Annotated in this window: 11 protein-coding genes; 7 read left to right on the top strand and 4 right to left on the bottom strand. The window is 42.4% G+C overall.

All coding sequences use genetic code 11. The features are described 5' to 3' along the window. The first annotated feature begins 62 nt into the window (after positions 1 to 62). Together V7K35_RS06265 and V7K35_RS06260 are read left to right on the top strand one after the other, a co-directional pair. On the top strand, positions 63 to 569 hold the full coding sequence (locus V7K35_RS06265) for a DUF4112 domain-containing protein (protein WP_335077291.1): 507 nt from the start codon (positions 63 to 65) through the stop codon (positions 567 to 569). Between the two features lie 19 nt (positions 570 to 588). Further along, positions 589 to 1,521, top strand: coding sequence for an alpha/beta fold hydrolase (locus V7K35_RS06260; protein WP_335077289.1), 933 nt, complete (start codon positions 589 to 591; stop codon positions 1,519 to 1,521). Between the two features lie 512 nt (positions 1,522 to 2,033). Here the strand turns inward: V7K35_RS06260 and V7K35_RS06255 are convergent. Continuing rightward, positions 2,034 to 2,285, bottom strand: a complete 252-nt coding sequence (locus tag V7K35_RS06255; protein WP_335077287.1) for a hypothetical protein — start codon at positions 2,283 to 2,285, stop codon at positions 2,034 to 2,036. Positions 2,286 to 2,789: 504 nt separating this feature from the next. Between V7K35_RS06255 and V7K35_RS06250 the strand changes: the two genes are divergently transcribed. Next, entirely contained in the window at positions 2,790 to 3,455 is a 666-nt protein-coding gene (locus V7K35_RS06250) for a class I SAM-dependent methyltransferase (RefSeq protein WP_335077285.1), read from the top strand. Positions 3,456 to 3,925: 470 nt separating this feature from the next. Here V7K35_RS06250 and V7K35_RS06245 read toward each other — a convergent pair whose 3' ends face one another. After that, a complete protein-coding gene (locus V7K35_RS06245) occupies positions 3,926 to 5,728 on the bottom strand; it encodes a fasciclin domain-containing protein (RefSeq protein WP_335077283.1) in 1,803 nt (600 codons plus the stop codon). A 910-nt stretch (positions 5,729 to 6,638) separates the two neighbouring features. Then, the gene (locus V7K35_RS06240; protein ID WP_335077281.1) at positions 6,639 to 6,860 is read right to left on the bottom strand and encodes a PAS domain-containing protein; all 222 of its coding nucleotides are present in this window, start codon (positions 6,858 to 6,860) and stop codon (positions 6,639 to 6,641) included. Positions 6,861 to 7,233: 373 nt separating this feature from the next. Between V7K35_RS06240 and V7K35_RS06235 the strand changes: the two genes are divergently transcribed. Beyond that, complete coding sequence (locus tag V7K35_RS06235; protein WP_335077279.1) at positions 7,234 to 8,505, top strand: lipid-A-disaccharide synthase-related protein; 1,272 nt, start codon at positions 7,234 to 7,236, stop codon at positions 8,503 to 8,505. Positions 8,506 to 9,085: 580 nt separating this feature from the next. Beyond that, positions 9,086 to 10,822 carry an ABC transporter ATP-binding protein gene (locus tag V7K35_RS06230; protein ID WP_335077277.1) on the top strand — a complete coding sequence of 579 codons (1,737 nt, stop codon included), beginning with the start codon at positions 9,086 to 9,088 and terminating at the stop codon, positions 10,820 to 10,822. Between the two features lie 415 nt (positions 10,823 to 11,237). Here V7K35_RS06230 and V7K35_RS06225 read toward each other — a convergent pair whose 3' ends face one another. Then, entirely contained in the window at positions 11,238 to 12,638 is a 1,401-nt protein-coding gene (locus V7K35_RS06225) for an amidohydrolase (protein WP_335077275.1), read from the bottom strand. A gap of 81 nt (positions 12,639 to 12,719) precedes the next feature. Here V7K35_RS06225 and V7K35_RS06220 point away from each other — a divergent pair, with 81 nt between their 5' ends. After that, positions 12,720 to 13,484: a cysteine hydrolase family protein gene (locus tag V7K35_RS06220; protein ID WP_335077274.1), complete on the top strand. Its 765-nt coding sequence runs from the start codon at positions 12,720 to 12,722 to the stop codon at positions 13,482 to 13,484. A gap of 350 nt (positions 13,485 to 13,834) precedes the next feature. Continuing rightward, positions 13,835 to 14,290, top strand: a complete 456-nt coding sequence (locus V7K35_RS06215; protein WP_335077272.1) for a cupin domain-containing protein — start codon at positions 13,835 to 13,837, stop codon at positions 14,288 to 14,290. Positions 14,291 to 14,387: the final 97 nt, after the last annotated feature.

Below are 14,387 nucleotides of genomic sequence, written 5' to 3'. Positions count from 1 at the left end.
GCCAAAGCTCAGTAGAAGAGTAGAATATCTAACGATTCAATCCAAAGCTAGCGATCGCCTTTATGTCTGATTCTCCGCCTCGATTTTCGATCATTGAACCTGATGCCAAAGCACCCACTTTGAAGCGCCTGCGTCAGTTAAGTCGGCTGCTGGATAATGTTATTACCATTCCTGGTACGAAAATTGGTTTTGGTCTAGATCCAATTTTAGGACTTATACCTATTGGTGGTGATTTTTTGGGAGTCATGTTTTCTAGCTACATCATCTTAGAAGCAGCGCGGCTGGGTGTATCTAGAGCCACTTTAGGCAAAATGGTTTTGAATGTGATCATTGATGGCTTGGTAGGTGCTGTCCCAGTTTTGGGAGACTTTTTTGATTTTGCCTGGACAGCTAACAGCTATAATATCAAGCTCTTGGAAGAGTACTTAAAGTTTCCTAGCCAGCAAAAGAGTGCAGACAGGTGGTTTATCTTTGCCGTTTTGGCTGGATTGTTGCTAATCTCCATTGTTTTAGTGGCATTACCAGTAATACTAATTAGAATATTGTGGAACGCCTTAACTGGCGGTTAAATTATTTATTGATAAAGGAATGAAAGATTGGTGGCAAGCTACTTTTCCTGAAGGGCAGCAAAGTCTAGTTATTACTGATGCTAAAGGGTATCCTGTACAAATTGCTTATGGCGAAAAAGGTAAAGGTAAACCGCTAATTTTATTACATGGCATGGGTAGTTGGAGCTATAATTGGCGGCACAGTATAGCACCATTATCGAAATATTTTCGGGTAATCTGTTTTGATGCCAAAAATTTTGGTTTTTCCGAAAAACCATTGTCTCGTAGAGAAGACAACAGTCATCAAATTATTGAATTTAAAAGAATTATTCAGGCATTATGTGATGAACCCGCAGTGATTGTAGCTGAATCTCTGGGGGGATTAGTTGCCCTTGCCCTTGCTCAAGAACATCCGCAGTTAATCGCGCAGCTTGTAGTAGTAAACGTACCTATTTTTACCGAACATCTACCCCATTGGGCTATGTGGTTACTTGCCCTAATGCCCTTAGAAATAATGCAAACAATTGACTCCTTACGGCTGGCATATTTGTTTGCACCTCTATTTAGAGAAATTATGGCAATAGAAAGACGTGGGGTATTATTCGATCCATCAATTTTGACACAGGAAGATGTCTATTGGATAACTTACCCGTTTATTGAACTGCCAGGTACGGTTGCCAAAGTTGCTGAAGAGTTACAAATAGCAGCGCGAGAAATTGAGAATTGGCAAGCAAATAAGCCCAATATGCTCACCCAAATTCAAAATAATCTAAGTTCAATTAAATGTCCTACACTAGTTTTGTGGGGTGATCAAGATAGTTGGTTTCCTGCTAGTCATGGTGAAAAATTGCATCAGCATATCCCCAATTCCAAATTACAAATTTTGTCTAACTGCTGTCATGATGCCTCAACTGGCGCTTTTGAGGTGTTGAATGCAGCGATTCTTGAGTTTTTACGGGATAGTGATTTATAAAAAGAATTTATGTTCTAATTGAGTTGATAGTTGTTTTTTTGATTGGCATATCTGAGAGCGATGCCAGCAGCAGTCACTGAGCTTGCGTTACCCCAAGCTACGCCGTAAAGCCTACGGCATAGCTACACTTACAGCATTTTGCATCTAAATGAAGTACATCCTTACCCTCCTTAATCCCCCCGATGTATTGGGGGGAAATTCCCAATCTAGTTCCCTCCCCAATCTATCGGGGAGGGTTAGGGAGGGGTATTTTTGTACTTCATTAACTTGCAATCTGCTGTAGGGCGCAGCGTCTCCAAGAGTTCGATCTAAGTGCGGGCTATCCCTACGCTAAATAAAAAGAAGAGTGGGAGGAAGCATATCAGTCAGCTTTCAAACTCCCACTCTGCCATTTGCCGCTGAAGTGACAGGAATATATGTAGACGTTGCCCGTTATTTGGGGGCTAATGCGTACTTTAACAACAACGCCCATACATATTTAATATTCCTGTTGCAGCAAATGCCAAACCTGATTATTGATATTTATCTACTGAGAAAATCCTCCGCAAATAATTAGTAGAAATAGTTTTTTCTTTTTGAAAATCACTTAGTAAATAGTGTTTTGCAAAAGTAATTTGCCTACGTGGTAGTCCCTGATAACAAAACCCTTGAAGTCGTTTATCTTTATATAATTTAACTTGGTTAATCAGAATCTGGTTGCCATTTTGGCAGGTTTTTAAATTTTCTAATTGTTCATAAGTAACCTTTATGAACTGGATAACCATCTGATCATTGTCCCAATACTTTTTGGCAAGTATAAAAGTGGATCATGCATCCAATCCAATAATTTCAACACACTATCTTCCCAATCTTCTCCAAACCAGCCTACTTATTAGCGCGATCGCTGGATTGTTGACGATAACTCTAATCAAATTTTGCAGATAATAGCTGAACACCGTTTCAATCAAGAGCCTATAATTTATCAACCCCAACTTTGGAAATTGCACAGGACTTAGGAGCAGCGTTGGAACTCTTTCAAAGTATCACTGAAAATTTGGAAGTGAAATTATAAAATAACGCTATGTAAATAGACCTAGACGAAGACGACAGAGATTACAGCTATTTTCAAGGTAAATAGACCACATCTGTCGTAGGGGCGCAAGGCCTTGCGCCCCTACGACAGATGTGGTTTAAATACTTGAATTCTGCTGTAAGCTCACTAGGGATTCCTGATTAACCACTCTTAGGCGATAGTATAACTGTAGATTCTTTCAATTCTCTGATCACCCATGCCAAAACAGTCTATAGGTCTTGATAACCAACTCTATAATTACCTTTTATCCGTTTCGCTGCGCGAACCGGAGATTCTTTTGAAGTTGCGCCAAGAAACCGCTAACCATCCCCGAAGTAGAATGCAGATTTCACCAGAACAAGGGCAGTTTATGAGACTACTGGTGCAACTCATTGGAGCGAAGAAAACCTTGGAAGTTGGAGTGTTTACAGGTTATAGCTCACTCTCAGTTGCCTTAGCCCTTCCTGAGGATGGCAAGATTATCGCTGCTGATGTGAGTGAAGAATTTACTGCGATCGCCCGCCGATATTGGCAAGAAGCCGGAGTTGCTGATAAAATCGATCTGCGATTGGCACCAGCTTTGGAAACTTTAGATGCATTATTGGCATCTGGGCAAGCCGAGACATTTGATTTTGCCTTTATTGATGCTGATAAAGAAAATTATGATGGATATTATGAGCGATCGTTGCAATTGGTGCGTCCAGGTGGATTGATTACTATTGATAATGTTTTATGGTCAGGACAAGTTGCTGACCCGCAAAATCAAGATGAAAGCACTCAAGCTCTCCGGGCGCTCAACCAAAAGTTACATCATGATGAACGGGTTACCCTCTCCCTTGTCCCCATCGCTGATGGACTTACTTTAGCAATCAAGCTACCTTAATACAACATGAGTTTGATGAACCTCTCCCGGACTTGAACTTTAATTCAAGTCTGTACCTCTGCGAGTCGCAGAGGGACGGTTTTGCGTAGTATAGCAAGGGACTGCGGACTGGGTGAAAAGCCTTTTTGTGTCAAAGTTTTATCATCTGTTAATGTCCTAACCACCTTGGCTGTTGCTATAAAACCTCATGGTAAATTCATACTATGATTAATTTGTACAGCGCGTAAGTCCTAATTAAATCATGTGCGGCAAATTACTTGTGATTGTTGTGTGACCTCTCAAGAGCAACCCCTCCCCTTGTAGGGGAGGGAAACCTGTAGCTTTAGCTATAGGCGGGGTGAGGTTATTTTATTATGGGCAATTCAGCGGACATGATATAGATCCTGGAAACGAGGCTTTAAAAGAGTTTTGGCTTAAATTGACACCAATGACAGATGTGCGCCCCTACTGCGTGTTCTACTTCTATTTACTTAGAAGTTATAGCCAATTCCTAATTGTAGTCCGACATCAGTGTCATCCAAAAAAGCAGCATTTACACCACCTGTTAGCGTAAGTTTAGAACCGAGAGGAAGGTCTACACCACCAGTTAACAGTAATCCAATATCAGTATCAGCATTAGCTTCAATTGCTATGCCAGCACCTATGTAAGGAGATATAGCAAAAGTTCTTTCACCCACCGAACCTGCTCTGCGGGGAGAAAAATCCAAAGTTACGGGAACCAGAAATACTGTATCGTCGCCAAATATCACCGATGGTCGCACTGATAGAAAGTTTGTCAGACCAAGTTTGCTGATTACTGTAAAGTTAGTATCGCTCAGAGCTGTATCGTCGCCGCCCAAACCAATGTTACCACCAACCCCGATGTAGCTTCTGCCACCACGAGTAGCTCTACCTACCGTAGGTGTTCCATTTGTGCTTCCTGTTGGTGGCTGATTTAACTGACTAATATTAACATCAGGCGGGATCAGGACTTGGTTGACTGCATGGATAATACCATTGCTAGCTTTCACGTCTGCCTGGATAACTCTGGCATTATTCACCTCGACTTGATTGTTAGCGCGATCAATTTTAATATTTACAGGTCTTCCTTCATCGGTTGCCAGTTTTCCAGGCGAGAATTGACTAGCAGTTACTGCACCAGGAAGCACATGATATCTCAAAATTTTAATCAATGCTTCTCTGTTTTCTGGTTGCTGTAACTGCTGTAAGGTAGCAGCAGGTAAAGCCGCAAATGCTTCATCAGTAGGAGCGAAGACTGTATAAGGGCCTGGCTGTTGAAGAATATCAGTTAAACCAGCTGTCTTTAATAAAGAAGTCAGAGTTGTCAAAGAACTACTGGATGCAGCAAGAGAAACAATATCGGTACCTCTTTGAGTTCCACCAACAATATACTGAGTAGCTGGAAGATTGCTAGCAATGGGTTGCACCCTTCCCTGTTTAGCCAAAGCTTGATATAAGAGTGCCGCAGCTTCTGCACGAGTCAGGGACTGTTGCGGATTGAGTTGTTTTACATCTGGATAATTAACAACAATATTAGATTGTGTTGCTGCTGTCACACTATTTACAGCGTAGTTCGGGATACTTGAGGCGTCATTGTAATAGGTGCTGAGGTCACTACTAGTTCCAGTGTTACTAGGAGTTAAACCTAAACCACTTGCTAAGGCAACTATCCCCTGCACTCTAGGAATTTCTTGATTTGGTCTAAACACATTTCCAGGATAACCTGCCAAAAATCCAGTTTCATAGGCACTCTGAATTGCAGAAGCCGCCCAATAGTTAGCAGGAACATCACTAAATCCACCTGCGCTTAACTGGCGAACTCGGTTTTGGTTACCAAAAGCTTTTTGAATTAAAGCGGCAAATTCAGCACGAGTCACAGCTTGATTCGGCCTAAAGGTGCCATCAGGAAAGCCAGCAATCACGTTATTGTCAGCTAGGGCTTGAATGAAGGGACGCGCCCAATAATCTGAGGAAACATCAGACAAGTTAACTGTTGAAGTAGGTGATGGTGTTGTAAGCGATGGTGTCGCAGGCGATGGTGTGTCAGACGATGGCGTTGTAGGCGATGGTGTGTCAGACGATGGCGTTGTAGGCGATGGTGTATCTAGCGATGGTGTCGCAGGCGATGGTGTGTCAGGTGATGGTATCGTAGATGGAACAGTATTTTGAGATGAAGCTGGGGTAGAAATTACGATGGGAGCTATTATAGCAGATGTCATTCCTAGAACTAGTAAAGCAACCCTTGCTGATGACCAACGAAACAAACTAGACATGGAAATATCCTCTTTTCAAATTCTTGGATTGACTATTGGAAAATGCTGGATAGAAGGTTAAATGAATACAAATATCGAGATGATTGTTTGGTTTGCCTCTATATGGAAACCACAAATACAACCGTTAACTCTGGAAAATTTAAATGTTGGGCATTATAAATAGCTGCTCTGACATCTGATAAAATTTATCCAAATGTTCACCACACATAGTATAGGATTCCTATTTGATTTTTAAAGAACCGCAGATAACACTAATAAGGATAAACAGGCATACTGTGGTAATATGGTATGTTGCAACAATCGACATAATAAGTGCAAGTAGCGAATTTTATAAGTTATAAAATCGCAGTCAAGCTCTAGGAAAATTGGCTTTTAATAGCCGTCTCTTTATGATTGCCCAGGGGGGTTAATGCCGTCAAGCCCAATGTATCATGATCTTTAGCAAGATTAAAGAAATAAAATGTGTTTTGGCAATAAGCTGTATTGTTACATTTTTAATCAAAATTATACAACTAACTAAGGGCTGGATTCCGAGGAAAAACTTTCACTCTTTAGATAGTTGTCCGTGATGGGCAATTTTCAAATGCTAGACTGGAAATTTGCGATCGCAATCTAAATTTTCGAGCATAATTGCGCCAATATTTTTGGCTAGGAATTATTTTTTTGCAAAAGACAATTTTATGAAAATGAACCCACAGATAAACTAGGATTTTCGGAAAATGTCTAATCTGCATAAATTTTGCTTATAACTATAACTCCTTTGCCATTGCCTGGATTTAAACTGGTCTTGTAGCACCAACCTTTGATATAAGCCACACACCACATTCAAGCAAGGTTTACCTGTATTCTGGGTAACGATCGCAGAGTAACTTTCACCTCCGAAAGGAGAGCCATCTTCATAAATAAAATGCTATTTGGGATTAAGCAAATTTTGCCCCACAAGCTGTTCTGCCGTCAGTCCCAAAATGCGATCGCAAGTTGCACTGCAAGCCTGGATAGTGCCATCAGCCAACTGAAGCACCATTCCCTCTTCTTTCCTGACTACCAAAGAATAATTTGCTTTTTTACTAACTTGTCGGTGCAGCAGCTTGTCACTAGCCAGCTGGTTTTGGGACTTTTCCGCGTCTGACATTCTCAAAAGTTAAATAGATTTAAAGTTAATCTAAGATTCCGCGGGTCATACCTAACATAAATTTTAGGACAATATCTTCCACCTTTAGGCTGAATATAGCTAAATTTATCCACCTTTGATCCTCGTGAATGAGTCTTTGATCCTCGTTCATCCACCTTTGATCCTCATTAACGAGTCTTTGATATTCATTCATCCACCTTTGATCCTCGTGAACGAGTCTTTGATATTCGTTCATTTCCACACAATAGGGGCAATCGCTAATTATTCCTAACTTGCCGACAATCAGCCGAAGGTACGCTTATTAATAATGCTACGGGAGCCATAAAATAAAATAAAATTCGCTGTTTTTCCCTTTTGCTACCCAAATACCAAGATGCCTTCTAAGCGAATCCTATTTATCAGTAACGGACATGGAGAGGACAACCATACCTCTTATGTTATTCAAACCCTGCGCCAATTGTGTCCTTCTCTTGATATGGCAGCAATGCCGATTGTCGGGGAAGGAAAAGCTTACCGCAACTTGAAAATTCCCATTATTGGCCCGACGCAAACGATGCCCTCTGGGGGATTTTTTTACATGAAGCGCCTCTATTTGCTCAAAGATTTTCAATCGGGATTGATTGGGTTAACGTGGCGACAGTTACAAGCGTTGTTGCATTATGCTCCCAATTGCGATTTGATTATGGCTACTGGGGATGTTGTCTCTCAGACATTTGCTTACTTAACAAAGCGCCCCTTCGTCTCCTTTATCTCTTGTCTTTCAGCCCTCTACGAAGGGCGGTTACGACTCAATCCGCTGCTGTGGCATGATCTTAATTCTTCTAGATGTCTGGCAGTTTTCACTAAAGATCCTTATACGGCTTATGACCTCCAACGGCAAGGTTTAACTAAAGCTCAGGTTGCTGGCATTCCGGCTTTAGATTGGCTCGTCCCTGCTGGCAAAGACTTGCACCTGAAACCGGACGGGAGAGCGATCGCTCTCCTACCAGGGTCACGGATGCCTGAAGCCGCGCGAAATTTTTGTTTGCAGTTGCAACTAGTGGTAGAAATCGCCAAGGTGATGCCTGAGTCAGGATTACAGTTTCGTGCAGCCTTGATACCGGATTTGATGGAGCAACTAGACGACATTGCCAAAAGTCAAGGTTGGCAGCTGACTCAAGGTATACTCACTTATTCTCTTGCAGGAAATTCTGCTGACAAATCAGCGATTGTGGAAGTGAGATGTTATTCAGATGCCTTTAGTGACATCCTATGTTATTCTACTCTCGTCATTGGTATGGCAGGGTTGGCAGTGGAGGAAGCTGTAGCGATCGGCAAACCAATCATCCAGATTCCTGGAGAGGGTCCTCAATTTACCTATCAATTTGCAGAGGCGCAAACACGGCTGTTGGGCATTTCTGCCCAAACCATCGGCACCAAGCCAGCAACCCCTGAGATTCTCAGGCAAGCGGCTCAACGAGTAGTCGAGACTTTACAAGATTCAGAGTACCTGATTAAGTGCAAAGAAAATGGCCCTGAGCGATTTGGCCCGCGCGGTGCATCTGAGAGAATTGCCCGCCTTCTGCTAACCTATCTGGGAGAAACTGAGGAGAAATTACCGTTGCTGCCAAATTTTAATAATGAAGGTAGGGATAACAGAATGTAGGTAAAACAGCGAGTTATTACAGCAGAATTCAAGTATTTGAACCACATCTGTCGTAGAGGCATAGCAATGCTCATTGGTGTCAACTTAACGTGAAAGTTAGTTTAGAACAAGCTTTTAGAGATTGTCTGTTGTCTGGTTGTTGTCTGGTTCCCAGTCTCTGACTGGGAATGCCTAGTAAGAGGCTCCGCCTCAAGACTAGCGGCAGCAGCCCAATTGAAGTATATTTCCAGCCTTTGGCTGGAAACGAGGTTTTAAAAGGCTTTGGGCTTAAGTTGACACCAATGAGCTTTTTCTCTGCCCAAGAGGACGTGGTTTATTTAGCTGAAAATAGCTAAATAAATCATCAGGCATGAGAGCAAAAAGATGTTATGTGTGGAAAGCTGCTAATTATTGCATTCGGCAATTTTTTATCTATGGTGATACTGCGATCTTCCAACCAGATGGATAAGTTAATACAGCCAATTCACGAGGACAAAAGTTTATCTGCCAAGGTTACACAATAAATTTTGAGATTATTGGATAAATCATGGAAGGGATACTTTGCGGCGCTGGCAGAATATAAGCATACAGTAATTGAACTATGAAAGTCCGCTCTAGCTACTGGCAACTGTTGCCTTATCTGTGGCCCCAATGGCCGCTGTTAATTCGGGGATTGGCTTGTATCTTAGGATTTGTGTTGTTCACCCTAGCAATACCCTATTTAGCAGGTAAGGTCGCTTCTTTTCTTAGTCAGGGAAATGTTAACCAGATTGCCTACTGGCTCGGACTAGCCACTTTAGTATTTTTAGTTCGAGGGTTTTGTCAATACGGGCAGAATGTCTTTATGATCGCTGCTGCTCTGGAAATGGCTTTAAACTTGCGTAAGCGAGTTTACGCTCACCTGCACAAACTCGGATTAGATTATTTTGAAACCACACAGACGGGAGACCTCACTTATCGCCTAACTGAAGATATCGACCGGGTAGGCGAGATTATTGACAAGTTATCCCATCAGTTTCTTTCCAATCTGTTGCAGTTAATTGTAATTCCCATTTACATGCTCTACCTGAATTGGCCGCTGACGCTTGCAGGTTTGATTTTGGCTCCCCTCATGGCTTGGTTGATCGGAGAATTTGGTCAGCGATTACTCGTGCTATCTCGCCAGAGTCAAAATCAGGTTTCCAATTTATCGGCGCTGCTAACTGAAGTATTTAGCGGGATTCGCGTTGTTCAGGCTTTTGCGGCACAAGAGTATGAAGTGAAGCGATTCAATCAGGAAGCAGAACACAATCGTCAGGCTCAGTATCGCACTCAACAACTCAAATCCATTCAGTTTCCTGTTGTCGGTTTTTTGGAAGCAGTTAGTATTATGCTGCTATTTTTATTGGGAGGATGGCAGATTTCTCAGAATCAGCTGACATCTCAAGGGTTTATCAGTTTCTTAGCTGCTGTAGCTTTACTGATTCAGCCAATCGACATGATGATTAGCAATTACAACGAGTACAAACAAACTGAAGCTTCCGTCGAACGCATCTTTGAACTGATGGCCAAGCAGCCTAGCCTCAGCGAAAAATCGAATGCTCTGGAAATGCCACGAGTTATTGGCAAGGTAGAGTATCGTCATGTCAATTTCGCCTACAATCCCAACGAGCCAGTGCTAAAGGATCTCTGCCTGCACGCTTCTCCTGGTGATGTCATGGCTTTGGTTGGTTCTTCTGGAGCAGGCAAATCGACGTTAATTAACCTTTTACTTCGATTTTATGATCCTCAGGCGGGTCAAATTCTGATTGATAATATTGATATCCGTGACGTTACACTCACCAGCCTGCGCCGTCAAATTGGGATTGTTCCCCAAGATATTACCCTTTTTTCGGGAACGATCGCCGAAAACATCGGTTACGGTCAGGAAAAATTAGATTTAGCAGCGATTCAAGAAGCGGCAAAGATTGCCAACGCTCACTCCTTTATCACCCAGTTTTCTCAGGGTTATCATACCTGGGTGGGCGAACGGGGAGTTAACCTATCAGGAGGACAACGCCAAAGATTAGCGATCGCCAGAGCAGTTGCCAACGATCCGCGAATTCTCATCCTGGATGAGGCCACCTCTGCTTTGGATTCGGAATCAGAAGCATTAGTTCAAGAGGCGCTGGAGCGAGTGATGCAAAACCGTACCGTGTTTATTATTGCCCATCGCTTGAGCAGCGTTCGTCGGGCTGACTGCATTCTCGTACTAGAACAAGGACAGGTGGTTGAAGCTGGTACCCACGCCTCTCTACTATCTAAGGAAGGACGGTATGCCCGTTTTTACGCCCAACAGTTCTACTCTACAGATGAGTAGGGCATTGTCATCCTAAAAATTGGCTGACAATATTTCCTAGAGTTAAAAAAACATCCCATCCCTGCGGGACGCTCCGCGAACGTAGGGGCGCAAGGCCTTGCGCCCCTACAAATGTACAAATAATTTTGAACACAAAGTTACTTTTAATAGACCTCTTGCAAAAATCCTTGAATCACCCCTCCCCAACCCTCACGCCACTTGCTTCAAGTCGGCAGAGCCGCCCAACGCAGTGGCTCCCCTTCATAAGGGGAGGGGGCAAGATTTAAAGTTTCCCCCCTTTATAAGGGGGGTCTATTCGAGCTTATGCAAGAGGTCTAATATTCACGAAGGTATCGACAGCGCAATTTTGATTCTTAAGCATCGGAACTACATCGAGATATTTAAGTAGTGAAAGAGTACGGAGATATATCTTTTTTTACAACCCCATGACTGTGCGATAATGTGCTTCAATTTGCGCGACAGTTTGAGACTTACGCTTTGTCTCCCATTGACTGCGATTAAATAATTCTTGCCGTAATTCATCAACGTTAATTGTTGTCACTTTACCATCAGTAATAATTTGCTTGCCATTCACCCAAGCACTATCGACAACATTACTAGGACGCCCTAAAACTAGCAACCCAATGGGATCTGTACGCGGTAGTAATGATAAATTGGTGAGGTCATAAAGTACTAAATCTGCTTTTTTACCCACAGCAAGGGAACCGAGTATGTCTGCCAAATTCAATCCTTTTGCACCGCCCAAAGATGCCATTTCGACTGCTTGTCTGGGCGTAATCCAGTGTTGATAATCTGAGTCTGTAACATTATGTAAAATAGAACCAATTTTGATGGCTTCTAGCAAGTCTTGAGAGTCATTACTAGAAGCACCATCGCAACCAAAAGTCACATTTACCCCAGCTTGGCGATATTTTAAAATTGGGGCGATGCCACTGCCTAAACGCAGATTACTTAAGGGATTATGAACAACTGTAGATTGAGTTTCGGCCAAAATAGCGATATCAGCATCATTTAACCAGACGCAATGGGCAAGTGTTGTGCGATCGCTCAAATATCCGATTCTTTTCAAATGTTCCACAGCAGTACAACCGTACTTTTGTTGAGCGATTTTTTCCTGTGCCCTGGTTTCGAGTAAATGGGAGTGACGACAAAGATTATAGCGATCGCTTAACTCGATACATCCCTCAAATAAAGCATCAGTACACAATGGAATCCCTGTTGGTGCGACTAAAATATTTATACCCTCATCTGGGCGATGAAATTGTCGCACCGCCTCTTCGATGATTTCCAATGTTGCCGCAGTTGAGCGAAAATAAGGTTCATGAGTTTTTGCTGATTCCCCGGATGGTATACCTGCGCTGAGGGATTCATCTTGAATTAAGGGGGCGATAAAAGCGCGAATTCCAATTTCTCTGTAAGCGCGAGTTGCAATGGCGATCGTTTCTAACTCAAGTTTAGGAATTAACACCAGATGATCTACTACACTCGTCCCGCCGGAAAGTAAGGTTTCCACCGCAGTACCCAAGGCGCTCAGATAAACGTGTTCGGGATCGAGGGGGGTAAAATCATACAGTTCTGCTAACCATAATTCTAAAGGGAAGACTGACATGATTCCTCGCTGCCACATCTCTGATGAGTGGGTGTGGGCGTTGAAGAAGCCAGGAAGCAGTAGCTTATTTTTGCCATCTATGGCAGTGCCGATTACTTGTAGATTGGGGGCAATGGCAGCAATTTTACCATCTACAACCTGTACATCTACCGTTGCATAATCATCACTGACGGCAATCAAAACATTTTGGATTGTGAAAATTACCATATTTAACCTTGATTAAGTAATTGTATTTTCAACTAAATTTCAAGTTACAAAATAGAAAATGGTCTTAGGTATTGCAATTTTATGAATTTACCATTACGGACATTGGGAGTTGCACCAAATGCGTGGACAGTGAATGATGCGATCGCAGATATCACTCGTCCTCAAAAGACCCCACAACCCGTTATTTTATCTACAGAAACTAAAACCCTGCATTTAGACTTGGCAAAAGCTGCTATCCTCGTCATTGATATGCAAAACGACTTCTGTCACCCTGATGGCTGGTTAGCGCATATTGGTGTGGATGTAACTCCAGCGCGTCAGCCTATTGAACCTTTAAACAACTTACTTCCAGAACTCCGTGAGGCTGGTGTCCCAGTCATTTGGGTAAATTGGGGGAATCGTCCCGACTTGCTCAATATTAGTGCTGGTTCGCGTCACGTCTATAATCCCACAGGAGGAGGTGTGGGATTGGGCGATCCATTGCCAAGCAATGGTGCTAGAGTACTCATGGCAGGTAGTTGGGCAGCGGCAATTGTAGACGAACTGGAACAGATTCCGGAAGATATTCGTGTGGATAAATACCGCATGAGTGGCTTTTGGGATACGCCCTTAGATAGTATCTTGCGGAATCTAGGAAGGACAACACTATTTTTTGCTGGTGTTAATGCTGATCAATGTGTGCTAGTGACCTTATGTGATGCCAACTTTTTAGGATATGACTGTGTGTTAGTTAAAGACTGTACCGCTACTACTTCTCCTGAATATTGTTGGCTGGCGACATTGTACAATGTCAAACAATGCTTCGGTTTTGTCACTGACTCGCAAGCAATTTTAACAGTGCTGTAAAAGAGTGAGGAGTAATTCGATTTGAGATTGGAGATTAATTTCATGCATGAATGTTCTTTATTTGCTCAATAATTTGAGATTTTAGATTTGTTCTTGCGTTTAAATTCGCTTGATCTCAAACTTTTTAAATTTTGGACTTTACTGCGGAACGCTACGCGTAGCTAGCTTCCCCGCATAGGTACGGCGTGAGCGCTTAGGCAACGCTTTTGAATTATTTGATCCCAAAATCCAAAATTTGAAATCTAAAATCTAAAATTGGGTGATTTAGACATACAACTAATAACTCAATATTCAGGACTTGGATTTTAGGAATTTTCATACCCAACAATCACTTCCAAGGGGATAAATAAATGAATGCTACTCATTGTGTAATTCCGGTTATCAAATCTACCAAAGATTACCAAGTATATCGCATCAGTCCCAACGACTCTAATCGATTAGCAATTATCTTTGATTCGACAAATGCTAATACTTCCTTGACTTGCTGCATTGAAATTTTTGATGTTGGTGGACAAACACCGCCAAATCGCCATCAGTGGGCGGTGGAAATGTTTTTCGTCCTGAAAGGGGAAGCGATCGCCATGTGTGACGGCAAGACTACCACAATCAAAGCTGGAGATAGTTTATTGGTGCCTCCGACTGGGACTCATTTGATTAAAAATACTGGTTCTACTCGCTTGTACACGTTGACTATTATGGTTCCCAATGAAAACTTTTCGGAATTGATTCGCAGTGGTATTCCGACGGAGTTAGATGCAGAAGATATGGCAGTACTGGGGAGATTAGATGCTTTGATGCCCTGTTAAAGATATTTGAAACCTCACTTCTATTTCTCTCTTCTACAAAGCTACGGTGTACACACAAGTTTTGCCGTAGCTATATCTTTATTAATAAATGAAATCT

Origin of the sequence: Nostoc sp., from assembly GCF_036917275.1 — a bacterium.
Taxonomy (GTDB): domain Bacteria; phylum Cyanobacteriota; class Cyanobacteriia; order Cyanobacteriales; family Nostocaceae; genus Nostoc.
Note: the sequence above shows the minus strand (reverse complement) of the source record. Positions and strands in the feature narration are given on the sequence as shown.

What these genes read in the sequence shown, in the direction of transcription:
- V7K35_RS06265 (WP_335077291.1), top strand. Translation starts at nt 63, where the DNA reads ATGTCTGATTCTCCGCCTCGATTTTCGATCATTGAACCTGATGCCAAA.
- V7K35_RS06260 (WP_335077289.1), top strand. Translation starts at nt 589, where the DNA reads ATGAAAGATTGGTGGCAAGCTACTTTTCCTGAAGGGCAGCAAAGTCTA.
- V7K35_RS06255 (WP_335077287.1), bottom strand. Translation starts at nt 2,285, where the DNA reads ATGGTTATCCAGTTCATAAAGGTTACTTATGAACAATTAGAAAATTTA.
- V7K35_RS06250 (WP_335077285.1), top strand. Translation starts at nt 2,790, where the DNA reads ATGCCAAAACAGTCTATAGGTCTTGATAACCAACTCTATAATTACCTT.
- V7K35_RS06245 (WP_335077283.1), bottom strand. Translation starts at nt 5,728, where the DNA reads ATGTCTAGTTTGTTTCGTTGGTCATCAGCAAGGGTTGCTTTACTAGTT.
- V7K35_RS06240 (WP_335077281.1), bottom strand. Translation starts at nt 6,860, where the DNA reads ATGTCAGACGCGGAAAAGTCCCAAAACCAGCTGGCTAGTGACAAGCTG.
- V7K35_RS06235 (WP_335077279.1), top strand. Translation starts at nt 7,234, where the DNA reads ATGCCTTCTAAGCGAATCCTATTTATCAGTAACGGACATGGAGAGGAC.
- V7K35_RS06230 (WP_335077277.1), top strand. Translation starts at nt 9,086, where the DNA reads ATGAAAGTCCGCTCTAGCTACTGGCAACTGTTGCCTTATCTGTGGCCC.
- V7K35_RS06225 (WP_335077275.1), bottom strand. Translation starts at nt 12,638, where the DNA reads ATGGTAATTTTCACAATCCAAAATGTTTTGATTGCCGTCAGTGATGAT.
- V7K35_RS06220 (WP_335077274.1), top strand. Translation starts at nt 12,720, where the DNA reads ATGAATTTACCATTACGGACATTGGGAGTTGCACCAAATGCGTGGACA.
- V7K35_RS06215 (WP_335077272.1), top strand. Translation starts at nt 13,835, where the DNA reads ATGAATGCTACTCATTGTGTAATTCCGGTTATCAAATCTACCAAAGAT.